The following is a 24,222-nucleotide window of genomic DNA, read 5'->3' as shown; positions in this document are numbered from 1 at the left end:
ATATCCATCACACTTTTTATGAAAATTCTGTAACCGCTTCCATTCACTATCTGATAAAAATGTTTCAGATGAAGGTTATCCAGGGACGAGTCTGTGCCAGCCGCCCTGGCGAGGAGAAAGAGTGAAACCGAATAAGCAGGTTGCCGCCGCTACGATGAAAGATGTTGCTCTGAAGGCGAAAGTCTCAACGGCAACCGTATCCCGCGCATTAATGAACCCAGACAAAGTTTCGCAGTCAACCCGTAACAAGGTTGAGCAGGCTGCTCTGGAAGTGGGATATCTACCTCAATCGATGGGACGCAACGTAAAGCGTAATGAGTCACGTACCATTCTGGTGATTGTGCCTGATATCTGCGATCCGTTTTTTAGCGAAGTCATTCGTGGCATAGAAGTCACCGCCGCAGAACAGGGATATCTGGTGCTTATCGGCGATTGCGCGCACCAGAATCAGCAGGAAAAGACCTTTCTTAACCTCATTATCACCAAGCAGATCGATGGTATGGTGCTGCTCAGCTCGCGCCTGCCGTTTGATGCCAGCGTGGAAGAGCAGCGTAATTTACCGCCGATGGTTATGTCCAACGAGTTCGCGCCAGAGCTGGAACTTCCCACCGTGCACATTGATAACCTCACCGCCGCCTTTAACGCGATGAACTATCTGCTGGAACTGGGACATAAACGCATTGGCTGTATCGCCGGACCAGAGGATATGCCGCTGTGCCATTACCGTCTGCAAGGTTACGTTCAGGCACTGCGCCGCAACGGAATTACGGTCGATCCGCATTTCATCGCGCGCGGGGATTTTACCTATGAAGCGGGAGCCAATGCGCTTAAACAGCTCCTGGCGCTACCACAGCCGCCTACTGCGGTCTTTTGCCACAGCGATGTCATGGCCCTTGGCGCCCTCTCTTACGCCAAACGTCAGGGCCTGAAGGTGCCCGACGATTTATCGATCATTGGCTTTGATAACATTTCGCTCGCGGAATTTTGTGATCCACCCCTGACAACCGTCGCACAGCCGCGTTTCGATATCGGACGTGAAGCTATGCTGTTACTGCTCGATCAATTACAAGGCCAGAACGTCAGCAGTGGCTCACGTTTACTGGACTGCGAGCTTATTATTCGGGGTACAACCCGGGCACTGACGTAAAGTAAAGTGCTTTCGGACTCCCCTGTCTGGTCAAAGGCCCGCCGCTTAAGTAACATGGCGGGCTGACGAACGAATAAATACAGCGAAACGATAGTGGCACAACGAGATTATGTACGTCGCGGCCAACCGGCACCTTCGCGGCGCAAAAAGAGCACATCACGGAAAAAACAACGCAATACGCCTGCGGTATCGCCCACTATGGTTGCTATTGCTGCAGCCGTACTTGTGACCTTTATCGGTGGTCTGTACTTCATTACGCATCACAAGAAAGAAGAGTCCGAAACGCTGCAAAACCAGAAAGTCACCGGCAATGGCATTCCACCAAAACCGGAAGAGCGCTGGCGATACATCAAAGAGCTGGAAAGCCGTCAGCCTGGCGTACGCGCTCCTACCGAACCGTCCGCCGGCGGCGAGGTGCTGAACGCCGACCAGTTAACCAATGAGCAACGCCAGTTATTGGCGCAGATGCAGGCTGACATGCGTCAACAGCCAACGCAGCTCAACGAAGTACCGTGGAACGAACAAACGCCTGAGCAACGCCAGCAAACGCTGCAGCGTCAACGTCAGGTGCAACAGCAGCAGTGGAACACTACGCAGCAGCAGGCTCAACAGCCACGCCAACGGGCAACGGAACAGCCTTACCAGCAGCCGCAAACGCGTACGGCGCAAACCGCACCGGTACAACAGCCGAAACCGCAGCCAAAACCGGCGGCGCAACAGCCTTATCAGGATCTGCTGCAAACGCCTGCGCATACCACCGCCGCTCAGCCGAAAACGCAACCGGCCGCGCCAATAACGAATGAAACGCAACCGCCAAAACAGACGGCGGAGAAAAAAGATGAACGCCGCTGGATGGTTCAGTGCGGGTCATTTAAAGGCGCTGAGCAGGCAGAAACCGTGCGCGCGCAGCTGGCCTTTGAAGGGTTCAACTCGCGTATTACCACCAATAACGGCTGGAATCGCGTGGTCATTGGTCCGGTCAAAGGCAAAGAGAATGCCGACAACACCATCAGCCGCCTGAAGGTTGCTGGTCACACAAACTGCATTCGACTCGCCACTGGGGGTTGAAACCCCCAAAATCCCCCCCATCTATACTTGCATTACGCCCCGCATCCTGTGCGGGGCCTGTATTCTGCATTTGTAACCAAGGGGTCTGCTCGTGACAACAATAGTAAGCGTACGCCGTAACGGCCATGTGGTAATCGCCGGTGATGGTCAGGCCACACTGGGTAACACCGTAATGAAAGGCAACGTGAAGAAAGTCCGCCGTCTGTATAACGACAAAGTCATTGCGGGCTTTGCGGGCGGTACTGCGGATGCATTCACGCTGTTCGAACTGTTCGAACGCAAGCTGGAAATGCACCAGGGTCACCTGGTGAAAGCGGCCGTTGAACTGGCAAAAGACTGGCGTACCGACCGTATGCTGCGCAAACTCGAAGCGCTGCTGGCCGTCGCAGATGAAACGGCATCACTCATCATCACCGGTAACGGCGACGTCATCCAGCCAGAAAACGATCTGATTGCCATCGGCTCCGGCGGTCCCTACGCCCAGGCTGCTGCACGCGCTCTGCTGGAAAACACCGAGCTTGGCGCGCGCGAGATTGCTGAGAAAGCGTTGGATATTGCAGGGGATATCTGCATTTATACCAACCACTTCCATACCATCGAAGAATTGAACTCCAAAGCGTAAGGATCCCCCATGTCTGAAATGACCCCACGCGAAATTGTCAGCGAACTGAACAAACACATCATCGGCCAGGATAACGCTAAGCGTTCCGTGGCGATTGCCCTGCGTAACCGCTGGCGCCGTATGCAGCTCAACGAAGAGCTGCGCCATGAAGTGACGCCGAAAAATATTCTGATGATTGGCCCGACCGGCGTCGGTAAAACCGAAATCGCCCGTCGCCTGGCAAAACTGGCCAACGCGCCGTTCATCAAAGTTGAAGCAACCAAATTCACCGAAGTTGGCTATGTTGGTAAAGAAGTTGACTCCATCATCCGCGATCTGACCGACGCTGCCATTAAGATGGTTCGCGTTCAGGCAATTGAGAAAAACCGCTTCCGCGCTGAAGAGATGGCGGAAGAGCGCATTCTCGACGTGCTGATCCCACCAGCTAAAAATAACTGGGGGCAGTCTGAACAACCGCAGGAACCTTCTGCTGCGCGTCAGGCGTTCCGTAAAAAACTGCGCGAAGGCCAGCTCGACGATAAAGAGATCGAAATCGATCTCGCCGCCGCACCGATGGGCGTTGAAATCATGGCGCCTCCGGGCATGGAAGAGATGACCAGCCAACTGCAGTCCATGTTCCAGAACCTGGGCGGTCAGAAGCAAAAACCGCGTAAGCTGAAAATCAAAGACGCGATGAAGCTGCTGATTGAAGAAGAAGCGGCCAAACTGGTGAACCCGGAAGAGCTGAAACAGGAAGCTATCGACGCCGTTGAGCAGCACGGGATCGTGTTTATCGACGAAATCGACAAAATCTGTAAGCGCGGCGAATCCTCTGGTCCGGACGTGTCCCGTGAAGGCGTACAGCGCGACCTGCTGCCGCTGGTTGAAGGCTGCACGGTCTCCACCAAGCACGGCATGGTGAAAACCGATCACATTCTGTTTATCGCTTCTGGCGCATTCCAGGTAGCCAAACCGTCGGACCTGATCCCGGAACTGCAGGGTCGTCTGCCGATTCGCGTTGAACTACAGGCGCTGACCACCAGCGATTTTGAGCGTATCCTGACCGAACCGAATGCCTCCATCACCGTTCAGTACAAAGCGCTGATGGCGACCGAAGGTGTGGACATTAACTTCACCGAATCGGGCATTAAACGCATTGCCGAAGCGGCCTGGCAGGTTAACGAAACCACCGAAAACATCGGCGCGCGTCGTCTGCACACCGTTCTTGAGCGTCTGATGGAAGATATTTCCTATGATGCGAGCGATTTGAACGGCCAAAGCATCACAATTGATGCCGAATATGTGAGCAAACATCTGGATGCGCTGGTCGCAGATGAAGATCTGAGCCGTTTTATCCTATAATCGCGTTCAATGCATTTTCATCACTGTTGATGGGGCTGATAAAGCCCCATTTTTATTGGCGCTAAATATGACTGAACAACAACAAATTAGCCGCTCACAAGCCTGGCTGGAAAGTTTACGACCTAAGACCTTACCGCTCGCCTTCGCGGCGATCATCGTCGGTACGGCATTAGCATGGTGGCAAGGATACTTCGATCCGCTGGTTGCTCTGCTGGCATTAATTACGGCGGGACTGCTGCAAATTCTGTCCAATCTCGCTAACGACTATGGCGATGCCGTCAAAGGCAGCGACAAGCCCGATCGCATTGGACCGCTGCGCGGGATGCAAAAAGGGGTTATCACCCAAGAGCAGATGAAGCGCGCGCTGATCGTCACCGTAGTGTTGATCTGTCTGTCTGGTCTGGCCCTGGTTGCCGTGGCCTGTCACACGCTGGCGGATTTTGTCGGTTTCCTGGTGCTCGGGGGCCTGTCGATTATCGCCGCGATCACTTACACCGTGGGTAATCGCCCTTACGGATATATCGGTCTGGGCGATATTTCCGTGCTGGTATTCTTCGGCTGGCTCAGCGTGATGGGAAGCTGGTATTTACAGGCCCATACGCTGATTCCGGCGCTGATTCTGCCTGCCACCGCCTGCGGCCTGCTGGCAACCGCTGTGCTCAACGTCAACAATCTGCGCGATATCAACAGCGACAGAGAGAATGGCAAGAACACGCTGGTCGTGCGTTTAGGCGCCGTGAATGCCCGCCGCTACCATGCCTGCCTGCTGATGGGTACGCTGGTCTGTCTGGCGCTGTTTAACCTGTTCTCGCTGCAAAGCCTGTGGGGATGGCTGTTTATTCTTGCCGCTCCGCTGCTTTTCAAACAGGCGCGTTACGTGATGCGTGAGATGAACCCTGAGGCAATGCGCCCGATGCTGGAACGCACCGTAAAAGCGGCACTATTAACTAACCTGCTGTTTGTCGTTGGAATTTTCTTAAGTCAGTGGTCTCTTTAACTGACAAATATCAATTAACAATTGATGATTTTGCCAACAGTACACATAGCGCGATATACTAAAAATTCTCGCAGCAACTAAACGTTAAGCCTATGAAATACGATACATCCGAGCTTTGTGACATCTATCAGGAAGATGTCAACGTCGTGGAACCGCTGTTCTCTAACTTTGGGGGACGGTCGTCGTTTGGCGGACAAATCATCACGGTAAAATGTTTCGAGGACAACGGGTTGCTGTACGATCTGCTCGAACAAAACGGCCGTGGTCGCATTCTGCTGGTCGATGGCGGCGGTTCTGTCCGTCGCGCGCTGGTCGATGCCGAACTGGCGCGGCTGGCCGTACAGAATGAATGGGAAGGTCTGGTCATCTACGGCTCAGTACGCCAGGTAGACGATCTGGAAGAACTGGATATTGGCATTCAGGCGATTGCCGCAATTCCGGTAGGCGCTTCAGGTGAGGGCATTGGGGAAAGCGATGTGCGCGTCAACTTTGGCGGCGTGACGTTCTTCTCCGGCGACCACCTGTACGCCGACAACACCGGGATAATTCTCTCCGAAGACCCGCTCGATATCGAGTGATCAAAAAGGCACCGCAAGGTGCCTTTTTTTATGCGTTGTCGCTGATTGCCGGATGTCGGCTCACGCCTTATCCGGCCTACAAACAGGGGCGATTACGCGAAAGATAAAGCGTAATTAGACTTCTTCCATACGGCCTAAAAGGGCATGCAGACGATCCTGCCAGCCGTTCTGCTGTTCTTTCAGGTTGTTGTTCTCACGCTCCAGTTCTTCACGCTGCTGCTGTGCAGACTGAACTTCCTGCGACAGTGAGTTGTTCTTTTCTTTCAGCTCTTCGATTTCCATCTGCAACAGCGTGATGGTATCAATCGCCTGCTGTACTTTTGCTTCCAGTTTCTCAAACACTTCTAATGACATCGTCATACCTCTCCTGAATTGCAAGGCGTTGATGGATAAAAATCCTCGTCCCGATAACCGGCGACGCCTTAATAAAAACGAGCGCACTCTACTTAACACCGATTGTATGAAGCCGCGTCATCCCTGTCCAGCGGCATCCCGCGCAGATTGCGGTTTGCAACACTTTTAGTCTTTCTCCTGGTGACATGACTGTCATAACGCTTAAGTGTTAAGAGATTGATCGGTGAAATGATTCAGCTCACACTATTTTTGTATAACAAATACCGCGCAATGGCGCGAAAACGCTCATTTTGTTGATGCAGTACACACATTTTAATTTCGATATTTCTCGTTTTTGAGCGTTAACGATAAATTAACAGTGTGCCTACCGGCTCCGGGGATGTCAGTGACCTTCTCGCACACAATAAACATTAAACTCTCTTCAGGATCCGATTATGAGTCAAACATCAACCTTAAAAGGCCAGTGCATTGCTGAATTCCTCGGTACCGGGTTGTTGATTTTCTTCGGTGTGGGCTGTGTCGCTGCACTCAAAGTGGCCGGGGCTACTTTTGGTCAGTGGGAAATCAGCATCATCTGGGGTCTGGGGGTAGCGATGGCTATCTATCTGACCGCAGGCGTTTCTGGCGCACACCTGAATCCAGCGGTCACCATCGCACTCTGGCTGTTCGCCTGTTTTGATAAACGCAAAGTCATCCCTTTTATTATTTCACAAATTGCCGGCGCCTTTTGCGCAGCGGCATTGGTTTACGGGCTTTATTACAATCTTTTCCTCGATTTCGAACAAACCAACCATATCGTGCGCGGCAGTACGGAAAGCCTGGGTCTGGCAGGTACTTTCTCCACCTATCCGAACCCGCATATCAATTTTGTGCAGGCCTTCGCGGTTGAAATGGTCATTACCGCTATTCTAATGGGGCTGATTCTGGCCCTGACCGACGATGGTAACGGTGTACCTCGTGGTCCTCTGGCACCACTGCTGATCGGCTTACTGATTGCCGTTATTGGTGCTTCCATGGGGCCGCTAACCGGTTTTGCGATGAACCCGGCGCGTGACTTCGGACCGAAACTGTTCGCCGGACTGGCCGGGTGGGGTGAGATTGCCTTCACGGGTGGTCGTGATATCCCTTACTTCCTGGTACCAGTGTTTGGCCCAATTACTGGCGCAATTTTGGGCGCATGGGCCTATCGCAAACTGATTGGTCGTCATTTACCGTGCGATGTCTGCGCGATTGAAGAGAAAGACGTTGCGGCCAACACTCAACAAAAAGCTTCGCAGTAATGTGACTACGGGACAAAAAATTATGACTGAAAAAAAATATATCGTTGCGCTCGACCAGGGCACCACCAGCTCCCGCGCGGTCGTAATGGACCACGATGCGAATATCGTTGCCGTTTCACAGCGCGAATTCGAGCAAATCTACCCGAAAGCAGGTTGGGTAGAACACGACCCAATGGAAATTTGGGCGACCCAAAGCTCCACGCTGGTAGAAGTGCTGGCGAAAGCCGATATCAGTTCCGATGAAATTGCCGCGATCGGTATTACCAACCAGCGTGAAACCACCATCGTCTGGGAACGTGAGACCGGTAAACCTATCTATAACGCCATTGTGTGGCAGTGTCGTCGTACCGCGGATATCTGCGAGAAGCTCAAGCGCGACGGTATGGAAGAGTACATTCGTAGCAACACCGGCCTGGTGATTGACCCGTACTTCTCCGGTACCAAAGTGAAGTGGATCCTCGACCACGTAGAAGGCTCGCGTGAGCGCGCTCGTCGCGGTGAACTGCTGTTTGGTACCGTAGACACCTGGCTTATCTGGAAAATGACGCAGGGGCGTGTACACGTCACCGATTACACCAACGCCTCACGTACCATGCTGTTCAACATTCACTCCCTGGACTGGGACGACAAGATGCTGGATGCGCTGGATATTCCGCGCGCCATGCTGCCGGAAGTACGTCGTTCTTCTGAAGTGTACGGTCAGACCAACATCGGTGGTAAAGGCGGCATTCGTATTCCTATCTCCGGTATCGCCGGTGACCAGCAGGCGGCGCTGTTCGGCCAACTGTGCGTGAAGGAAGGGATGGCGAAAAACACCTACGGTACCGGCTGCTTCATGCTGATGAACACCGGCGAGAAAGCCGTTAAGTCCGAAAACGGGCTGCTGACCACCATCGCCTGCGGACCGACCGGGGAAGTGAACTACGCCCTGGAAGGCGCGGTGTTTATGGCGGGTGCCTCTATCCAGTGGCTGCGTGATGAAATGAAACTCATCAGCGATGCATTCGACTCTGAGTATTTCGCCACCAAAGTGAAAGACACCAACGGCGTGTACGTCGTTCCGGCATTCACCGGTCTGGGCGCACCGTACTGGGACCCGTATGCGCGTGGCGCCATCTTCGGTCTGACCCGTGGCGTAAACTCCAACCACATCATTCGCGCAACGCTTGAGTCTATCGCTTACCAGACTCGTGACGTACTGGAAGCGATGCAGGCTGACTCCGGCATTCGCCTGCACGCCCTGCGCGTCGATGGCGGTGCGGTCGCCAACAACTTCCTGATGCAGTTCCAGTCGGATATTCTCGGCACGCGCGTTGAGCGTCCGGAAGTCCGCGAAGTCACTGCGCTGGGTGCGGCGTACCTGGCCGGTCTGGCGGTCGGCTTCTGGCAAAACCTGGATGAGCTGCAGGAAAAAGCGGTCATCGAGCGTGAATTCCGTCCCGGCATCGAAACTACCGAACGTAACTTCCGTTACAGCGGCTGGAAAAAAGCAGTCAAACGCGCCATGGCGTGGGAAGATCACGACGAGTAATACGTCATTGCCGGATGGCGACGCTAAGGTGTCTTATCCGGCAATATCTTCGTGCGGGGACAACCCGCACACACATCAATAATCTCGCCCCCTCCCCTGTGCTACACTTCGCGCCATTCCTTTCAGCTACGAGTTTGCAATGAGACGAGAACTTGCCATTGAATTTTCACGCGTGACCGAAGCGGCCGCGCTGGCTGGCTACAAATGGCTGGGCCGCGGCGATAAAAATACCGCTGACGGCGCGGCGGTGAACGCCATGCGTATTATGCTCAACCAGGTCAACATCGACGGCACCATCGTGATTGGCGAAGGTGAAATCGATGAAGCGCCGATGCTGTTTATCGGTGAGAAAGTCGGTACGGGTCTTGGTGATGCGGTAGACATCGCCGTCGATCCTATCGAAGGCACGCGTATGACGGCAATGGGCCAGGCAAATGCGCTGGCGGTACTGGCCGTGGGCGACAAAGGCTGCTTCCTGAACGCGCCGGACATGTATATGGAAAAGCTGATTGTCGGCCCAGGCGCAAAAGGGTCCATTGACCTGAACCTATCGCTGGAAGCTAACCTGCGTAACATTGCCGCCGCGCTGAACAAACCCCTGAGTGACCTGACCGTCACTATCCTGGCAAAACCTCGCCATGATGACGTTATTGCAGAGATGACGAAACTGGGCGTGCGCGTATTCGCTATTCCCGACGGCGACGTTGCGGCTTCAATTCTGACCTGCATGCCTGACAGTGAAGTTGACGTGCTGTACGGCATTGGCGGCGCACCGGAAGGCGTGGTCTCCGCCGCCGTTATCCGCGCGCTGGATGGCGATATGCAGGGCCGTCTGTTGGCGCGTCATGACGTCAAAGGCGACAGCGAAGAAAACCGCCGCATTGGCGAACAGGAACTGGCCCGCTGCACTGCGATGGGCATTGAGGCGGGCAAAGCACTGCGTCTGGACGAAATGGCGCGCAGCGACAACGTTATTTTCTCTGCCACCGGCATCACCAAAGGCGATCTACTGGAAGGCATTAGCCGCAAAGGTAATATCGCGACCACAGAAACACTGTTGATCCGCGGCAAATCACGCACAATCCGCCGCATTCAGTCGATTCACTATCTCGATCGCAAAGATCCCGATGTGCAGGCGCACATCCTGTAATTGATTTGATCAATAGAGCCTTCCAGCCCATCCGGGCTGGAAATCTTTCGTCCAACGAACGAAGATAAGGCAATCAAAGCAGACAGGAGAAAACCATGGCAGATTGGGTAACAGGCAAAGTCACAAAGGTGCAGAACTGGACCGATGCCTTATTTAGTTTGACCGTGCGAGCTCCGGTTCTTCCTTTCACTGCTGGCCAGTTTACCAAGCTTGGCCTGGAAATCGACGGCGAGCGCGTCCAGCGCGCCTATTCCTACGTCAATGCGCCCGACAATCCCGATTTAGAGTTTTATCTGGTGACGGTTCCCGACGGCAAACTCAGCCCTCGTTTGGCCGCGCTGAAACCTGGCGATGACGTTCAGGTGGTCAGTGAAGCCGCTGGCTTCTTCGTCCTGGATGAGATCCCCGATTGCGATACGCTATGGATGCTGGCGACCGGCACGGCTATCGGCCCGTATTTGTCGATTTTGCAGTTAGGCAAAGATCTGGATCGCTTTAAAAATCTGGTGCTGGTCCACGCCGCGCGCTATGCCGCCGATTTAAGCTACCTGCCATTGATGCAGGCGCTGGAAAAGCGCTACGAAGGTAAATTACGTATCCAGACCGTTGTTAGCCGTGAAACTGCGGCAAATTCGTTGACCGGGCGAGTGCCGGCGCTGATTGAAAGCGGTGAGCTGGAAAAAGCGGTAGGTCTGCCAATGGATAAAGAAACCAGCCACGTAATGCTATGTGGAAATCCACAAATGGTACGCGACACGCAGCAACTGTTGAAAGAGACCCGGCAGATGACCAAACACCTGCGCCGTCGACCAGGCCATATGACCGCTGAACACTACTGGTAAGGGCTTGCCGGATGGCGACGCTAACGCGCCTTATCCGCCCTACGAGTCAGCTCTGTACTTTACGTCCTGCGTATCTTTACCATATTTATTTTCGTCCTGGGTGCCGACAAACGCGCCCAGATCGATAAGCATGCCGACCAGAATCAGCGTCGGAAGAAAACGGCCTACCGCCCATTGCCAGACGCCAGGTAACATCGCCCAGTTTCCGGCCAGCAGCATCCACGCCAGAATCATCAGCAACGCCCACGCCCCTGAACGTCCCCGATCGTGCAGACGCTTTACCGTCACCGCCGCCGTCGGCCATAGCAGACACACCAGACAAAATGCCGCGGTTTGAATATCGAGTAATTGCTTACTCGCCAGGGAGAACAACGCCAACATACTGACGAGCCACAGACCTATCCAAATCCAGAAATCACGGCGTCCAATACGCCCTTTAAATGAGAATAACCACTGCTGTATGGTCATGTAGGTTCCTTTATTATTACCTTCCAGGACAGTTTACCCTTTTGACAAGCCGGACGGTTACCGTTTTAATCGTGAGCAGTGAGAATGAAAGGTACAATTGATGAAGCAAGGATTTACACTGTTTTTATTACTGTTTTCAGCCTTAACCGTAAGCACTACGGCGCAGGCGGAAGAGCCATCGACGGCAATCACGGCCCCCTATTTGTTGGCGGGCGCGCCAACTTTTGATCTATCGATTAGCCAGTTTCGTGAAAACTTTAATACACAGAATCCGAAGCTTATCCTCAATGAGTTCCGCGCCATCGACAGCAGTCGCGACCGAGCGAATCTCACCCGCGCCGCCAGTAAAATCAACGAAAACCTGTATGCGTCCTCCGCCCTTGAGCGCGGCACCTTAAAAATCAAAAGCATGCAGATAACCTGGCTGCCGATTCAGGGGCCAGAACAAAAGGCGGCGAAAGCGAAAGCGCTGGAATATATGAGCGCCGTCATCCGCACCGTCGCGCCGCTGCTGACGAAAGAACAGAGCCAGAAAAAGCTGCAAAAACTTCTCGCAGCGGGCAAAGGTAAGCACTATTACGCCGAAACAGAAGGCGCTATTCGCTATGTCATAGCAGATAACGGTGAAAAGGGGCTGACCTTCGCTGTTGAACCGATTAAGCTGGCTCTATCTGAAAACCTCGAAGGGTCGAATAAGTGACAAAAAGCAAAGCCTTTCTGGGGATGAATCTCTATACTGTTTCACAGACCATGCTGCCCTGACGGGCGGCCATATTCCTTAATTCGCTGACAAGCGTGGAGAAATGAAATGCGACATCCTTTAGTGATGGGTAACTGGAAACTGAACGGCAGCCGCCATATGGTAAACGAACTGGTTGCTAATCTGCGTAAAGAACTGGCTGGCGTTGCTGGCTGTGCAGTAGCGATTGCTCCGCCGGAAATGTATATCGACCTGGCGAAACACGCCGCTGCCGGTAGCCACATCATCCTGGGCGCGCAGAACGTTGACCTGAACCTGTCTGGCGCATTCACCGGTGAAACAAGCGCTGAAATGCTGAAAGATATCGGCGCGCAGTACATCATTATCGGTCACTCTGAGCGTCGTACTTATCACAAAGAGTCTGACGAGCTGATCGCGAAGAAATTCGCTGTGCTGAAAGAGCAGGGTCTGACTCCAGTTCTGTGCATCGGTGAAACCGAAGCAGAAAACGAAGCGGGCAAAACTGAAGAAGTCTGCGCACGTCAGATCGACGCCGTTCTGAAAACTCAGGGCGCTGCGGCATTCGAAGGCGTAGTCATCGCTTACGAACCAGTATGGGCTATCGGTACCGGTAAATCTGCAACTCCGGCTCAGGCTCAGGCTGTTCACAAATTCATTCGTGATCACATTGCTAAAGCTGACGCGAAAATCGCTGAACAGGTTATTATCCAGTACGGCGGTTCCGTAAACGCGGGCAACGCGGCAGAACTGTTCGCTCAGCCGGACATCGACGGCGCGCTGGTTGGCGGTGCTTCTCTGAAAGCAGATGCTTTCGCAGTCATCGTTAAAGCAGCAGAAGCCGCTAAACAGGCTTAAGTTGTTAAGGCGGGAGGGGCACTCCTCCCGCTGTATTAACTACCAGTATCCCAACCAGTGCCACCAGAAGGCGCCGGTCACACCCCAAATGGTCAGGTTGACCACACTCATTACCAGCCCCGTTTTCCACCACTCCGCCAGCGTGACATAGCCCGAACCAAAGATAATAGGCGCAGTACCCGTGCCATAGTGCGTGAGCGACATCATCAAGGAGGAGGAGAAACCGAGCATTAAACCAAGCAGCGCTGGCGGCGCGCCGAGGCCTAAACCTGCAGCGAAGAACGCAGCGAACATCGCCGTAATATGCGCAGTTGTACTGGCGAAAAAGTAGTGCGAATAGACGTAAAGCAGAATCAACAACAGCGTCGCAATGCTCCAGTGCACACCCAGATGGTCGATTGCACTACCCACGCTGGTCGCCAGCCAACCAACCAACCCAAGCTTGCTGAGAAAATCCGCCATCATTACCAGCGCCGCGAACCAGACTATGGTATCCCACGCTCCACGGCATTTAAGAATGTCTTCCCAGCTTAATACTCCCGCCATCAACAGAATCGACAAACCAATTAACGCGGCGCTTGTGGGGTTTACGCTCCAGGCGCTGCCCATCAACATCGCGGGCACTCCCGCCCACAGGCAGAGCAGCAAAATGAAGACGGCCAGGGTAATTTTCTCTGCCAGTGAAAGCGGACCTAGCGCCTCCAGTTTTTGTCGTGCGAACTGCGGCGCATTTGGCGTGCGTGTGATGGCTGGCGGGTAGAGCCACCAGATTACAATCGGCATGACGACCAGCGAGACCACAGCGGGAAGCAGCGCCGCAATAGCCCACATTCCCCAGGTCATGTTCAGCACGCCATCCGTCCCCTTCGTTAAAAAGCTAACGATTAAGGGGTTAGGTGCGGTCGCGGTGATGAACATTGCCGAGCTGATGGGGTTAATGTTGTAATTCACCAGCGCCAGATAGCGACCCGTTGAACCATTCTCGTTGTTTCCCGGTTGCGATCCGAGGCTTTCCGCAATCGCCCGCATTACTGGGTGGATAATACCACCGCCACGCGCCGTGTTGCTGGGCGTAACCGGCGCAATCAGCGTTTCCGCAAGGGTTAATGCCCACGCAATACCCAGCGTTCTTTTACCAAACAGCGCAATAAACCCGTAGCCAATTCGCGCCCCCAGGCCGGTCTTTAACAGACTTTGCGACAGCATAATGGATAAACCAATCAGCCAGATTAACTGGTTAGAAAAGCCACTCAACGCATCGTTCAGTGCGGCCGAGGGTTTACCGGGGTTAGTGACGCCGGTCATCGCCACCAGCATAATCGCCACAACCGCGATGGCGCCAATGGGCATGGCTTTACCGATAATCGCTGCGATCGTACCTATGAACAACGCCAGCAGATGCCACGCTTGCGGAGTGACATCAGGCGGACACGGGATAACAAACCAGATGGTCAGCGTGATCGCGAGCGAAATGATGGCAGGCCAACAGCGGATAGGGGTCAAACTGTCCATGAATCAATCCTTGAGTTTCCAGTGCACAAATCTGCGCCCCGGTATTAACCGCCATCAGCCCAAATAAAACAATTCATCATCTCACAAAACAAAAAATTAACATTTAGATACAGTTATAATTTACCCAGCATACTGAACCAGAGGTAATCCAACGGCAGAAGCACCAGATACGTTGCCACCGCCAGCGCAATACACAGCAGCATCCCCGCCCTCGCAGGCACTTTCCCAAGCGCCATCGCCACAACAATGGGTGAAGCCTGATACGGAAGTAGCGGTGTGGAATATCCCAGTACCTGAATCATAATCACCGACAGCAGCGGGAATCCCGTCGCATCGGCAAAGCTTTGCGCCAGCGTGGTATATAGCGCCGGAACGCCGTTTGCCGTCATAATAAAATTGAGTGCGGTGGTAATGCCAGTCAGCGCGAGGAAGCTGGTAAACGGTTTTTCCGCGTCCAGCGGCATCACCTGTAACAGCGCCTCGCCCACCGCACTGCCAATACCGGTCTGCGTGACGGTGATCGCCAGCCCCAGAATACCCGCCACATAGATACAGGTACGGATATTGACCCCACTGGAAAACTCCTCGCCATTAATAAAGCCAACCCGAGGTAGCAGCGTGATAACCGCCGCCGCCAGTCCGGTCCACGCTGGACCAATGCCGTGCCAGCTTTCGCTTACCCACAAAAACAACACCACCGCTAACATCCATGCCAGACGTTTTTCATCCCGGCTCATCGGCTCAGGCGGCGTCAGATCGCGCGGCGCATGGGGCTTACCAGGAAACAGCCAGCAGATAAGTACGATGAGTACCGCGCCCTTGAGCCAGCCCAGAACCGGCGTATGTAACAGTAAATAGGGCAGATAATTCAGGTGGATACCGTAAGAACCTTCCGCTGCGCCGCTCATCACCAGATTCGGCACGTTAGCGGGTAAAATCGTCGCGGAAAGCTGGAACGTCCCAAACCCGACGGCCAGCGCCAGACCATACCAGGCTCGCGTGCCGTCGTTAATTCCCGCCCGTTTCGCCATCGCCGCGACAATCGGCATCAGCAGCGCAATGCGCCCCATATTGGACGGCATTACAAACGCCAGCGCATAACTTAGCAGTACCACACTCGCTACCATTAACGGCCAGGAGTCGGTCAATCGCGATGACAGCGCCCTCGCCGCCCTGTCCGCCAATCCCGTTTTACGAATCGCGATACCCAGCACGAAGCCACTGAAGACCAGCCAGAATGCCGATGACGCAAAGCCGCCAAAAATCACATCCGGTGGCGCGATTTTGGCCACCATCGCCACGGCAAAGAACAGCAGCGCCGTTATAAATTCCGGTAGTAGCGATGTCGCCCAGAGAATAATGGTGATGCCAACCACCAGAGAAGGAATAAACAGAGGGTGTGAAAGCCAGAGCGACATGCCTGTCTCCTGTTGTTTTTTTCAACAAGAATACGGGGACAGGCATGCGGAGTAAACGCCAGATTAGGTAGGGTTAGCGCAGAATATCACATTGATGATCCTGAATTTCCTCAGCAGAGGCGAGATTCAGCGACAGCAAGTTACGCTGAGTCGCCAGCAGGACAAAAGACTCATCGCTTTGGCGCACCATCGCCAGCGCATAGCGGCCCATATGTTCTCGCGCATTCGGTACTTCTTCCGCCAGCATAATAAACGGGCTGCGTTGCGCCAGTTCGTTTTCCGTGACGCGACGCGCCAGATATTCATGCCCGCGTAATCCACCCGGCAAAGGCAACCAGCGGGTGCTGATTTTCGCCATGTTGTCATCCAGCTGCTTTCTGACATCGGTTCGCAGGCAGGAGATATGAATGTGCAGGTGATTTTGCGTACGCCCGCTACGCGAGTTAATGGTCAGCGATACCGCTTTGTCAGGGATCTCCTGACCGTATTTTTGGCTCATAAAGCTACGCGCCTGCCAGGCCAGCCAGAAAAAGTTCGGCGTGCCTGATTCCAACAGCAACGGGCTTTCCGTACCATTGATACGGTAACCAGGCATCAACAGATATTGCAGCGGACCATTACGATCTTTGAACACCACATATCCGGCGTCTGGTTTCACTTCCACGCACGGTGCGGGATCCTGCTGCTGCAACTGGTGCGGCAAGCATTGCTGAAGAACAATCTGGCGTAACGCGTCCGGGTTGCCGGTGAATTTCCAGTAACCAATGCCAGCAGCGGCAGCCACCACAATCACCGCCAGTAAAAGATAGCCTGCTTTTTTCATTACGCGTTCCCTGTATCCTATTGAGGGGCAAGAGTAACGCAAAACCATGACAAATAAAAAACCCGGTCGCGTTATGCCACCGGGTTGGTAACTCACAGATTTATTTAGCGCTTGCTGATTTGGTCGAACGTACCGCCGTTAGAGAAGTGCTCTTTCTGTGCTTTCGTCCAGCCGCCAAACTCTTCGTCAATGGTGAACAGCTTCAGCTTCGGAAAGGCATTTTCGTATTTCTTCGCCACTTCAGCATCACGCGGACGGTAGAAGTTTTTCGCTGCTATCTCCTGACCTTCCGGCGAGTAGAGATACTTCAGGTAGGCTTCCGCTACCGCTTTGGTGTCTTTCTTTTCCACCACTTTGTCGACCACGGAAACGGTCGGCTCCGCGAGAATAGATTCACTCGGAGTGACTATCTCGAATTTATCTTTACCCAGTTCGTTCGTCGCCAGTAGCGCTTCGTTTTCCCAGGCAATCAGCACATCACCGATACCGCGTTCAACGAAGGTATTGGTTGAGCCACGCGCACCGGAGTCCAGCACTTCAACGTTTTTAAACAGGGCTTTGACGAAGTCCTGGGCTTTGGCCTGATCGTTATTGTTGTGGTGCAGGGCGTAGCCCCATGCTGCCAGATAGTTCCAGCGTGCGCCGCCTGAGCTTTTCGGGTTTGGCGTAATGACAGACACACCCGGTTTGACAAGATCGTTCCAGTCATGAATTTGTTTTGGATTGCCCTTGCGGACCAGGAAAACGATGGTGGAAGTGTAAGGTGCTGAGTTATCCGGCAGACGCTTGATCCAGTTTTTATCGATACGACCACGTTCAGCAATAGCGTCCACATCGTAAGCCAGCGCCAGCGTCACGACATCGGCTTCAATGCCGTTAATGACGGAAGTCGCCTGTTTACCCGAACCGCCGTGTGATTGGCGGATCACGACGTTGTCGCCGGTTTCCTGCTTCCAGTGCGCGCTAAAAGCTTTGTTGTACTGCTCGTACAGCTCACGCGTTGGATCGTACGATACGTTAAGTAACTGAATATCCTTTGCCAGAACGCTGGTCGATGCCAGCAATAATGTTAACCCTACGCCCCATTTGTTCATCGCCCAGCTCTCTTATGTGGTGTTGTGATGAGCAAAGCGTGCCAGAAAGCGATCCAAACATTAAAGAATAAAAAAAGATTTGCTATAACTTCGAGGAATAAATCTGAGGGATTGCCGGATGGCGGCTAGCGCCTAATCAGGCCTACACGTTTCTGCAACCTGTAGGCCTGATAAGCGTAGCGCCATCAGGCGCGCAAAAAACAATCAGTACAGTTTTTTCGCGCAGTCCAGCCAGTCACCTTTGAAAGGACGCTTCATGTTTTCGATAGCGTCGATGATGTCATGGTGAACCAGTTTTTCGTTCTGAATACCTACGCAACGGCCACCGTGACCTTCGAGCAGCAGTTCAATGGCATACGCGCCCATACGGGACGCCAGAATACGGTCATAAGGAACCGGAGAACCACCACGCTGGATGTGACCCAGTACGGTTGAACGCGTTTCACGGCCCGTTTCTTTCTCGATGTAATGCGCCAGTTCGTCAACGTCACACATGTGTTCAGTGATCGCTACAATCGCGTGTTTTTTACCTTTCGCGATACCGGCTTTGATTTCAGCAACCAGATCGTCACGGCTGAATTCTACTTCCGGAACCACCACGAACTCACAACCGCCGGCAATCGCTGCCGCCAGAGTCAGATCACCACAGTAGCGGCCCATCACTTCAACGATGGAAATACGCTGGTGAGAAGAAGAGGTATCACGCAGACGGTCAATCGCTTCGACTACAGTACCCAGCGCGGTGAAATAACCGATGGTGTAGTCGGTGCCCTTGATATCGTTGTCGATAGTGCCCGGCAGACCGATGCACGGGAAGCCCATTTCAGTCAGGCGTTTCGCACCCATGTAAGAACCGTCACCACCGATAACAACCAGGGCGTCGATGCCACGCTTCTTCAGGTTTTCGATAGCCACCGCACGCACGTTTTCGTCGCGGAATTCCGGGAAGCGGGCAGAACCGAGGAAGGTACCGCCACGGTTGATCATGTCGGACACGCTATAGCGGTCAAGCTGGACCATACGGTCTTCATACAAACCCAGGTAGCCATCATGGATCCCCATGACTTCCAGCCCTTCCGTCAACGCTGCACGTACAACACCACGGATTGCTGCGTTCATGCCCGGCGCATCACCGCCGCTTGTCAACACACCGATTTTCTTAATCATGACTACCTCTGAACTTTGGAATGCAAAATGAAATCTGCTGCCGGAAGTCGATTCCGCATATCGAAACGATCCAACGAATATGCAGATAGTATAACAATCACTTCCTGCTGAATTGATTCAGGTCAGGCCAAATGGTGGTAATTTATACACAAAATGCTGGCCTGGTTCACTTTTTTTACAACGAATTATGAAAGCTCAAACATCTTGCCTTCCTTGGGTACGACGGAACAGGGATCCTGATGAATAATGACATCCGATCCCGGGAAACGTCGCAAAATTGCCTGCTCGACCTGCTCAGCCACTACATGCGCCTGAACGAGCGGCAGATTATCTTCCATTTCCAAATGAATCTGAATAAAGCGGGTCGGCCCTGACTGCCGCGTGCGAAGATCGTGAGCGCCGCTGACTCCCGGCCATGACGTCACGATATCAATAATTTCCTGACGTTCTTCATCGGGTAAAGCGCGATCCAGCAATGACTGCACCGCCTCATACCCCATGCGTAATGCGCTATATAAAATATAGATGCCAATCCCGAGCGCAAACAAGGCATCTGCGCGATGCCAGCCGTACCATGCCAGCCCAAGCGCAATGAGAATCGCACCGTTCATCATAACATCAGACTGATAATGAAGCATATCCGCCCTAACAGCCTGACTTTGCGTACGCTTCACCACCCAGCGCTGAAACGAGACCAGTATGATGGTGCACACTAACGCAATGATGGTAACAATCACCCCGACGCCGGGATCTTTCATCGGCGTGGGTTGGATAAGATGCTGAATCCCGGTCAGGAATAAAAACAGCGCTGAGCCGGAAATAAACATACTTTGCGCCAACGCCGCCAATGATTCCGCTTTACCGTGTCCAAACGTGTGTTCATCATCGGCCGGTTGCAATGAATAACGCACCACCAACAGGTTGGTTAACGACGCCGCGATATCCACCAAAGAATCCACCAGTGCAGCCAGAATACTGACCGATCCGGTGTACCACCACGCAAAAATTTTGATCAAAAGTAACAGCGATGCCATCACGGTCGCCGCGATTGCCGCCCGGCTAACCAGCCGCCCATAGGTTTGATTCATAAACACTCCTGCCAGGATATGCCGCTAGTATAACGGATGAAGTAAAACAGTCAGGCAATTACCGAGTGACAAATTTTGGGCAAAAAAAAACCCCACATCATGTGGGGGAAGACAGGGATGGTGTCTATGGCAAGGAAAACAGGGTTACTACTGGGAACGTGAGTTGCTACTACTCAATAAATTCAACGATGAGCTTTTTTGCCAGTGCGCGACGTCGCGCAGTTGCTCCATTCGTTGTTCATGTTTCTCATTTAAAACCGCTTGCTGCTCGGGCGTTAACAGGCGATACATCTGGTTGCGAACCTTGGCTATTTCAACCTGGCGGGCAACCTGTTCCTGCGCCATTCTTTCTGCCTGAGCGCGCACAGCGCTTTCATCAAATTTCTCTGCGGTGACAAGGCGATGCATTGTCTCCATTTCGCTAACATTAACAGGAGGCTGTTCGTGTCTTGCCTGCTGCATTAAATCTCGCATCTGTTGACGTTGATGTTCGGTTAAACTGATACCGTCAAACATGTGGCTCTGTACGCTGCGTTGCGAGGAGCCTTCACCCAGGTGCCAGTGATCGCCTGTGACGACTTCAGCTGCATGGCTTAAAGTACTGAGTGCCAGCGTTGAGGCCATGACGGCAGCGGTTACTTTGCCCATCACTTGCTCCCAAAATCTTTTCTGTCGCGATTCAACGAGAGACAGTTTACGATTCGGGCTGCAAACATGCGTCAGGGGGTGTAAAACAACGTAAAGTCATAGATTAGCGACGCCTGATGACGTAATTTCTGCCTCGGAGGTACGTAAACAATGAATAAAATCCTGTTAGTTGATGATGACCGAGAGCTGACTTCCCTGTTAAAGGAGTTGCTCGAAATGGAAGGTTTCGATGTGCTGGTTGCCCATGATGGGGAACAGGCGCTCGAGCTTCTGGATGACAGCATCGATTTACTTTTGCTCGACGTCATGATGCCAAAGAAAAACGGCATCGATACACTGAAAGCGCTTCGCCAGACACACCAGACCCCCGTAATCATGCTGACCGCTCGCGGCAGCGAATTGGATCGCGTTCTCGGCCTTGAACTGGGCGCGGACGACTATTTACCTAAACCGTTTAACGACCGCGAACTGGTCGCACGTATCCGCGCTATTCTGCGTCGCTCGCACTGGAGCGAACAGCAGCAGAGCAGCGACAACGGCTCACCGACTCTGGAAGTGGATGCGTTAAGCCTCAACCCGGGTCGCCAGGAAGCCAGCTTCGACGGGCAAACGCTGGAGCTAACCGGCACCGAATTCACCCTGCTCTATTTGCTGGCGCAGCATCTCGGCCAGGTGGTTTCGCGTGAACATCTGAGCCAGGAAGTGCTGGGCAAACGCCTGACGCCTTTCGATCGCGCGATCGACATGCATATCTCGAACCTGCGTCGTAAGCTGCCAGAGCGTAAAGATGGGCATCCGTGGTTTAAAACGCTACGTGGTCGCGGCTACCTGATGGTCTCCGCTTCATGATAGGGAGTTTAACCGCACGCATCTTTGCCATCTTCTGGTTGACGCTGGCACTGGTGTTGATGTTGGTACTGATGTTACCCAAGCTCGACTCACGTCAGATGACCGAGCTACTGGACAGCGAGCAGCGCCAGGGGTTGATGATTGAGCAACACGTTGAAGCTGAACTGGCGAACGATCCACCCAACGATTTGATGTGGTGGCGTCGCTTGTTTCGGGCGATAGACAAGTGGGCGCCGCCAGGACAGCGGTTATTGCTTGTTACCACGGAAGGACGCGTGATCGGCGCAGAACGCAACGAAATGCAGATCATTCGTAACTTTATTGGTCAGGCCGATAACGCCGACCATCCGCAAAAGAAAAAATACGGTCGCGTGGAGATGGTCGGGCCTTTTTCCGTCAGAGACGGTGAAGATAACTACCAGCTGTATCTCATTCGACCTGCCAGCAGCTCGCAATCTGACTTTATCAACCTGCTGTTCGACCGACCGCTGTTGTTGCTGATCGTCACCATGTTAGTCAGCTCTCCGTTATTGCTCTGGCTTGCCTGGAGCCTGGCGAAACCGGCGCGTAAGCTGAAAAATGCAGCGGATGAAGTGGCCCAGGGCAACCTGCGTCAGCATCCGGAACTGGAAGCCGGTCCGCAGGAGTTTCTGGCGGCGGGCGCCAGCTTTAACCAGATGGTGACGGCTCTGGAGCGGATGATGACCACGCAGCAGCGCCTGCTGTCGGACATCTCTCACGAGTTGAGAACGCCGTTGACACGTCTGCAACTGGGAACCGCTCTGCTGCGCCGTCGTAGCGGTGAGAGCAAAGAGCTGGAGCGCATTGAAACAGAAGCGCATCGGCTGGACAGCATGATCAACGACCTGCTGGTGATGTCACGTAATCAGCAGAAAAACGCGCTGGTCAGTGAAACGGTGAAAGCCAATCAGCTATGGGGCGAAGTACTGGATAACGCCGCCTTTGAAGCCGAGCAGATGGGTAAATCGCTCACGGTGAATTTCCCGCCGGGTCCGTGGCCGCTGTACGGCAACCCAAATGCGCTGGAAAGCGCGCTGGAAAACATTGTGCGCAACGCCCTACGCTATTCACACACGCAGATTGAAGTGGGCTTCGCGGTGGATAAAGACGGGATCACCATCACCGTTGACGACGATGGTCCGGGCGTCAGCCCTGAGGACCGGGAGCAGATTTTCCGTCCGTTCTATCGTACCGATGAGGCGCGCGATCGCGAGTCTGGCGGAACGGGGCTGGGTCTGGCGATTGTGGAAACCGCGATCCAGCAGCATCGTGGCTGGGTGAAGGCCGAAGACAGCCCGCTGGGTGGTTTACGGCTGGTGATTTGGTTACCGCTGTATAAACGCGCTTAACAGGCTTCCCCGGTCACGTATCGCCGGGGAAGCACTCACATTATGCAGTTGCGGTCGCAGCCGCTAGCTTTTGCTTTTTGATCCGCTTCACCAGAATTGTCGAACAGATAAAGCCCATTAAGCTGAACGCAATCATCACGCTAAAAACATAGTTGTAGCCTGTGATGCCGCTATTGGTATCCAGCAAATATCCGTATAACGTGTACGCAAACATGGCGGGCATATAACCGATGATGCAACCAAACGCCATTGCCGAACCGGCATACTCACGTGGCGTACCAATCTCATCCATCGGCGCGAAGAAAATCGCACGCTGTGAGAAGATAATCGCCCCGAATCCTAATGTCGCGGCCATACCGATATACACGTTCATTGTTTGATGCGGCAACTGCATGAAAACAAGCATCGCAACGGCAGAGATCAGAAAGGTCCATTTCAGGTACACCGTAGGCGATTTAGCAACCTTATCCGCCAGCAGCCCACCAATCGGCCCTCCTACCATTTTTAACGCATACTGGTTAATGATGCCGTACGCGCCGACCAGTGCTACCGGCAACATGTAGATGTCTTTTAAGAAGGGGATAAAGTAAGTCAGCCCACAATATGCGGCGTAAACGAAGAAAATCCCTAAAGAAGCCAACCAGACGTTAGGACAGGACAAAACATGTTTAATCCCCTTTAACACTTCCATATTGGCACTGGTATTCTCGCCGCCTTTCACTTTGTCGTCATCGACAATAAAGTACGTCACAATACCTGCCGCAAGCGTAATGACCGTATAAAACAACAGACCCGCCTGCATTCCCGCTTTGCCTTCACCAAACTGAACAAAAACAAACAGGGCACCAGAAGCGACGATGACATCCACCACGCCACGTCCGGCTTCTAAAAAGCCAAACATGCGGCCTTGTTCTTCTTTCGTACCCAGCAGACGTACGGCTTTCAGCAATACCGGCCAATACACCACATCGGCAAAAAACGCCATTGCGGCAAAGCAAATGAGATAACCGGTAAATGACGGTAGCGTTGCCAGATATAAACCGCAAAGCCCAACACCGATCAGACCAAAGGGTAATAATATTTTCTTAGAATAACGGTCTGCAATATAGAGCGAAAGAAACAGGCCGGTTGTCTGAACAATCGTATAAACCGTAAAACTCAAGCCAATCTGCGTATTGGTTAAACCCCAGTCATTTTGCATTGGCACATAGAAAACATCTTTCATACTTGAAAGTTTGAATATTGTGCCGCCGCCTAAAATCAAAAAACAAAGCCTTGCCCATTTATTCATGAACATGA

The 24,222-nt window shown here is 53.2% G+C and carries 24 protein-coding genes; 14 read left to right on the top strand and 10 right to left on the bottom strand.

Annotated elements, in window-relative coordinates; all coding sequences use genetic code 11:
* Nucleotides 1-121 precede the first annotated feature (121 nt).
* From cytR to rraA, 6 genes are all read left to right on the top strand, one after another.
* Nucleotides 122-1,147, top strand: coding sequence for a DNA-binding transcriptional regulator CytR (gene cytR, locus FDW92_RS19960; RefSeq protein ID WP_042313387.1), 1,026 nt, complete (start codon nucleotides 122-124; stop codon nucleotides 1,145-1,147).
* Between the two features lie 93 nt (nucleotides 1,148-1,240).
* Complete coding sequence (ftsN, locus tag FDW92_RS19955) at nucleotides 1,241-2,215, top strand: cell division protein FtsN (RefSeq protein ID WP_072014811.1); 975 nt, start codon at nucleotides 1,241-1,243, stop codon at nucleotides 2,213-2,215.
* Nucleotides 2,216-2,306: 91 nt separating this feature from the next.
* Entirely contained in the window at nucleotides 2,307-2,837 is a 531-nt protein-coding gene (gene hslV, locus FDW92_RS19950; RefSeq protein WP_003028805.1) for an ATP-dependent protease subunit HslV, read from the top strand.
* 9 nt (nucleotides 2,838-2,846) lie between these two features.
* The gene (gene hslU / locus FDW92_RS19945; RefSeq protein WP_003028803.1) at nucleotides 2,847-4,178 is read left to right on the top strand and encodes an HslU--HslV peptidase ATPase subunit; all 1,332 of its coding nucleotides are present in this window, start codon (nucleotides 2,847-2,849) and stop codon (nucleotides 4,176-4,178) included.
* Between the two features lie 67 nt (nucleotides 4,179-4,245).
* On the top strand, nucleotides 4,246-5,175 hold the full coding sequence (gene menA, locus FDW92_RS19940; RefSeq protein WP_038636012.1) for a 1,4-dihydroxy-2-naphthoate polyprenyltransferase: 930 nt from the start codon (nucleotides 4,246-4,248) through the stop codon (nucleotides 5,173-5,175).
* 92 nt (nucleotides 5,176-5,267) lie between these two features.
* Nucleotides 5,268-5,753 carry a ribonuclease E activity regulator RraA gene (gene rraA / locus FDW92_RS19935; protein ID WP_008787034.1) on the top strand — a complete coding sequence of 162 codons (486 nt, stop codon included), beginning with the start codon at nucleotides 5,268-5,270 and terminating at the stop codon, nucleotides 5,751-5,753.
* Between the two features lie 114 nt (nucleotides 5,754-5,867).
* Here rraA and zapB read toward each other — a convergent pair whose 3' ends face one another.
* Nucleotides 5,868-6,113: a septal ring assembly protein ZapB gene (gene zapB, locus FDW92_RS19930; protein WP_019077914.1), complete on the bottom strand. Its 246-nt coding sequence runs from the start codon at nucleotides 6,111-6,113 to the stop codon at nucleotides 5,868-5,870.
* A gap of 428 nt (nucleotides 6,114-6,541) precedes the next feature.
* Here zapB and FDW92_RS19925 point away from each other — a divergent pair, with 428 nt between their 5' ends.
* The 4 genes from FDW92_RS19925 to fpr all read left to right on the top strand — a co-directional run bounded on the left by FDW92_RS19925 (nucleotide 6,542) and on the right by fpr (nucleotide 10,910).
* Nucleotides 6,542-7,387, top strand: a complete 846-nt coding sequence (locus FDW92_RS19925) for an MIP/aquaporin family protein (RefSeq protein WP_042313392.1) — start codon at nucleotides 6,542-6,544, stop codon at nucleotides 7,385-7,387.
* A 22-nt stretch (nucleotides 7,388-7,409) separates the two neighbouring features.
* On the top strand, nucleotides 7,410-8,918 hold the full coding sequence (glpK, locus tag FDW92_RS19920) for a glycerol kinase GlpK (RefSeq protein WP_042313394.1): 1,509 nt from the start codon (nucleotides 7,410-7,412) through the stop codon (nucleotides 8,916-8,918).
* Between the two features lie 139 nt (nucleotides 8,919-9,057).
* Nucleotides 9,058-10,068: a class II fructose-bisphosphatase gene (gene glpX / locus FDW92_RS19915; protein ID WP_038635990.1), complete on the top strand. Its 1,011-nt coding sequence runs from the start codon at nucleotides 9,058-9,060 to the stop codon at nucleotides 10,066-10,068.
* Nucleotides 10,069-10,163: 95 nt separating this feature from the next.
* The gene (fpr, locus tag FDW92_RS19910) at nucleotides 10,164-10,910 is read left to right on the top strand and encodes a ferredoxin--NADP(+) reductase (RefSeq protein ID WP_042313399.1); all 747 of its coding nucleotides are present in this window, start codon (nucleotides 10,164-10,166) and stop codon (nucleotides 10,908-10,910) included.
* Between the two features lie 39 nt (nucleotides 10,911-10,949).
* On the opposite strand, the gene FDW92_RS19905 is transcribed toward fpr, so the two are convergent.
* Nucleotides 10,950-11,378, bottom strand: coding sequence for a DUF805 domain-containing protein (locus FDW92_RS19905; protein ID WP_042313402.1), 429 nt, complete (start codon nucleotides 11,376-11,378; stop codon nucleotides 10,950-10,952).
* A gap of 100 nt (nucleotides 11,379-11,478) precedes the next feature.
* Here FDW92_RS19905 and FDW92_RS19900 point away from each other — a divergent pair, with 100 nt between their 5' ends.
* The gene (locus FDW92_RS19900) at nucleotides 11,479-12,078 is read left to right on the top strand and encodes a YiiQ family protein (RefSeq protein ID WP_042313405.1); all 600 of its coding nucleotides are present in this window, start codon (nucleotides 11,479-11,481) and stop codon (nucleotides 12,076-12,078) included.
* A gap of 108 nt (nucleotides 12,079-12,186) precedes the next feature.
* Nucleotides 12,187-12,954 (top strand): triose-phosphate isomerase, encoded by a 768-nt coding sequence (tpiA, locus tag FDW92_RS19895; protein WP_038635981.1) that lies wholly within the window; start codon nucleotides 12,187-12,189, stop codon nucleotides 12,952-12,954.
* A gap of 39 nt (nucleotides 12,955-12,993) precedes the next feature.
* On the opposite strand, the gene FDW92_RS19890 is transcribed toward tpiA, so the two are convergent.
* The 7 genes from FDW92_RS19890 to cpxP all read right to left on the bottom strand — a co-directional run bounded on the left by FDW92_RS19890 (nucleotide 12,994) and on the right by cpxP (nucleotide 20,704).
* Entirely contained in the window at nucleotides 12,994-14,466 is a 1,473-nt protein-coding gene (locus tag FDW92_RS19890; RefSeq protein WP_042313410.1) for a DASS family sodium-coupled anion symporter, read from the bottom strand.
* 113 nt (nucleotides 14,467-14,579) lie between these two features.
* Nucleotides 14,580-15,884 (bottom strand): SLC13 family permease, encoded by a 1,305-nt coding sequence (locus tag FDW92_RS19885; RefSeq protein ID WP_042313412.1) that lies wholly within the window; start codon nucleotides 15,882-15,884, stop codon nucleotides 14,580-14,582.
* A 73-nt stretch (nucleotides 15,885-15,957) separates the two neighbouring features.
* Nucleotides 15,958-16,707 (bottom strand): CDP-diacylglycerol diphosphatase, encoded by a 750-nt coding sequence (locus FDW92_RS19880; RefSeq protein ID WP_042313414.1) that lies wholly within the window; start codon nucleotides 16,705-16,707, stop codon nucleotides 15,958-15,960.
* A 104-nt stretch (nucleotides 16,708-16,811) separates the two neighbouring features.
* Complete coding sequence (gene sbp / locus FDW92_RS19875; RefSeq protein WP_042313417.1) at nucleotides 16,812-17,801, bottom strand: sulfate/thiosulfate ABC transporter substrate-binding protein Sbp; 990 nt, start codon at nucleotides 17,799-17,801, stop codon at nucleotides 16,812-16,814.
* 204 nt (nucleotides 17,802-18,005) lie between these two features.
* Nucleotides 18,006-18,968, bottom strand: a complete 963-nt coding sequence (gene pfkA, locus FDW92_RS19870; protein ID WP_006686196.1) for a 6-phosphofructokinase — start codon at nucleotides 18,966-18,968, stop codon at nucleotides 18,006-18,008.
* A 185-nt stretch (nucleotides 18,969-19,153) separates the two neighbouring features.
* Nucleotides 19,154-20,056: a CDF family cation-efflux transporter FieF gene (gene fieF / locus FDW92_RS19865; RefSeq protein ID WP_038635968.1), complete on the bottom strand. Its 903-nt coding sequence runs from the start codon at nucleotides 20,054-20,056 to the stop codon at nucleotides 19,154-19,156.
* Nucleotides 20,057-20,203: 147 nt separating this feature from the next.
* Entirely contained in the window at nucleotides 20,204-20,704 is a 501-nt protein-coding gene (gene cpxP / locus FDW92_RS19860) for a cell-envelope stress modulator CpxP (RefSeq protein WP_042313421.1), read from the bottom strand.
* Nucleotides 20,705-20,854: 150 nt separating this feature from the next.
* On the opposite strand from cpxP, the gene cpxR reads away from it, so the two are divergent.
* Together cpxR and cpxA are read left to right on the top strand one after the other, a co-directional pair.
* The gene (cpxR, locus tag FDW92_RS19855) at nucleotides 20,855-21,553 is read left to right on the top strand and encodes an envelope stress response regulator transcription factor CpxR (protein WP_038635960.1); all 699 of its coding nucleotides are present in this window, start codon (nucleotides 20,855-20,857) and stop codon (nucleotides 21,551-21,553) included.
* The gene (gene cpxA, locus FDW92_RS19850; protein ID WP_042313425.1) at nucleotides 21,550-22,923 is read left to right on the top strand and encodes an envelope stress sensor histidine kinase CpxA; all 1,374 of its coding nucleotides are present in this window, start codon (nucleotides 21,550-21,552) and stop codon (nucleotides 22,921-22,923) included. The genes cpxR and cpxA overlap by 4 nt, the downstream gene beginning before the upstream one ends.
* Before the next feature lie 40 nt (nucleotides 22,924-22,963).
* Here the strand turns inward: cpxA and FDW92_RS19845 are convergent, their stop codons facing one another.
* Nucleotides 22,964-24,214 carry an MFS transporter gene (locus tag FDW92_RS19845; protein WP_087856673.1) on the bottom strand — a complete coding sequence of 417 codons (1,251 nt, stop codon included), beginning with the start codon at nucleotides 24,212-24,214 and terminating at the stop codon, nucleotides 22,964-22,966.
* Nucleotides 24,215-24,222 lie beyond the last annotated feature (8 nt).

Source organism: Citrobacter sp. wls706 (assembly GCF_005281305.1).
In the GTDB taxonomy this organism is placed as follows: Bacteria; Pseudomonadota; Gammaproteobacteria; order Enterobacterales; family Enterobacteriaceae; genus Citrobacter; species Citrobacter werkmanii.
This window is presented reverse-complemented; position numbering and strand designations above follow the sequence as displayed.

What these genes read in the sequence shown, in the direction of transcription:
- hslU (WP_003028803.1), top strand. Translation starts at nt 2,847, where the DNA reads ATGTCTGAAATGACCCCACGCGAAATTGTCAGCGAACTGAACAAACAC.
- menA (WP_038636012.1), top strand. Translation starts at nt 4,246, where the DNA reads ATGACTGAACAACAACAAATTAGCCGCTCACAAGCCTGGCTGGAAAGT.
- rraA (WP_008787034.1), top strand. Translation starts at nt 5,268, where the DNA reads ATGAAATACGATACATCCGAGCTTTGTGACATCTATCAGGAAGATGTC.
- zapB (WP_019077914.1), bottom strand. Translation starts at nt 6,113, where the DNA reads ATGACGATGTCATTAGAAGTGTTTGAGAAACTGGAAGCAAAAGTACAG.
- FDW92_RS19925 (WP_042313392.1), top strand. Translation starts at nt 6,542, where the DNA reads ATGAGTCAAACATCAACCTTAAAAGGCCAGTGCATTGCTGAATTCCTC.
- glpK (WP_042313394.1), top strand. Translation starts at nt 7,410, where the DNA reads ATGACTGAAAAAAAATATATCGTTGCGCTCGACCAGGGCACCACCAGC.
- glpX (WP_038635990.1), top strand. Translation starts at nt 9,058, where the DNA reads ATGAGACGAGAACTTGCCATTGAATTTTCACGCGTGACCGAAGCGGCC.
- fpr (WP_042313399.1), top strand. Translation starts at nt 10,164, where the DNA reads ATGGCAGATTGGGTAACAGGCAAAGTCACAAAGGTGCAGAACTGGACC.
- FDW92_RS19905 (WP_042313402.1), bottom strand. Translation starts at nt 11,378, where the DNA reads ATGACCATACAGCAGTGGTTATTCTCATTTAAAGGGCGTATTGGACGC.
- FDW92_RS19900 (WP_042313405.1), top strand. Translation starts at nt 11,479, where the DNA reads ATGAAGCAAGGATTTACACTGTTTTTATTACTGTTTTCAGCCTTAACC.
- tpiA (WP_038635981.1), top strand. Translation starts at nt 12,187, where the DNA reads ATGCGACATCCTTTAGTGATGGGTAACTGGAAACTGAACGGCAGCCGC.
- FDW92_RS19890 (WP_042313410.1), bottom strand. Translation starts at nt 14,466, where the DNA reads ATGGACAGTTTGACCCCTATCCGCTGTTGGCCTGCCATCATTTCGCTC.
- FDW92_RS19885 (WP_042313412.1), bottom strand. Translation starts at nt 15,884, where the DNA reads ATGTCGCTCTGGCTTTCACACCCTCTGTTTATTCCTTCTCTGGTGGTT.
- FDW92_RS19880 (WP_042313414.1), bottom strand. Translation starts at nt 16,707, where the DNA reads ATGAAAAAAGCAGGCTATCTTTTACTGGCGGTGATTGTGGTGGCTGCC.
- sbp (WP_042313417.1), bottom strand. Translation starts at nt 17,801, where the DNA reads ATGAACAAATGGGGCGTAGGGTTAACATTATTGCTGGCATCGACCAGC.
- pfkA (WP_006686196.1), bottom strand. Translation starts at nt 18,968, where the DNA reads ATGATTAAGAAAATCGGTGTGTTGACAAGCGGCGGTGATGCGCCGGGC.
- fieF (WP_038635968.1), bottom strand. Translation starts at nt 20,056, where the DNA reads ATGAATCAAACCTATGGGCGGCTGGTTAGCCGGGCGGCAATCGCGGCG.
- cpxP (WP_042313421.1), bottom strand. Translation starts at nt 20,704, where the DNA reads ATGGGCAAAGTAACCGCTGCCGTCATGGCCTCAACGCTGGCACTCAGT.
- cpxR (WP_038635960.1), top strand. Translation starts at nt 20,855, where the DNA reads ATGAATAAAATCCTGTTAGTTGATGATGACCGAGAGCTGACTTCCCTG.
- cpxA (WP_042313425.1), top strand. Translation starts at nt 21,550, where the DNA reads ATGATAGGGAGTTTAACCGCACGCATCTTTGCCATCTTCTGGTTGACG.
- FDW92_RS19845 (WP_087856673.1), bottom strand. Translation starts at nt 24,214, where the DNA reads ATGAATAAATGGGCAAGGCTTTGTTTTTTGATTTTAGGCGGCGGCACA.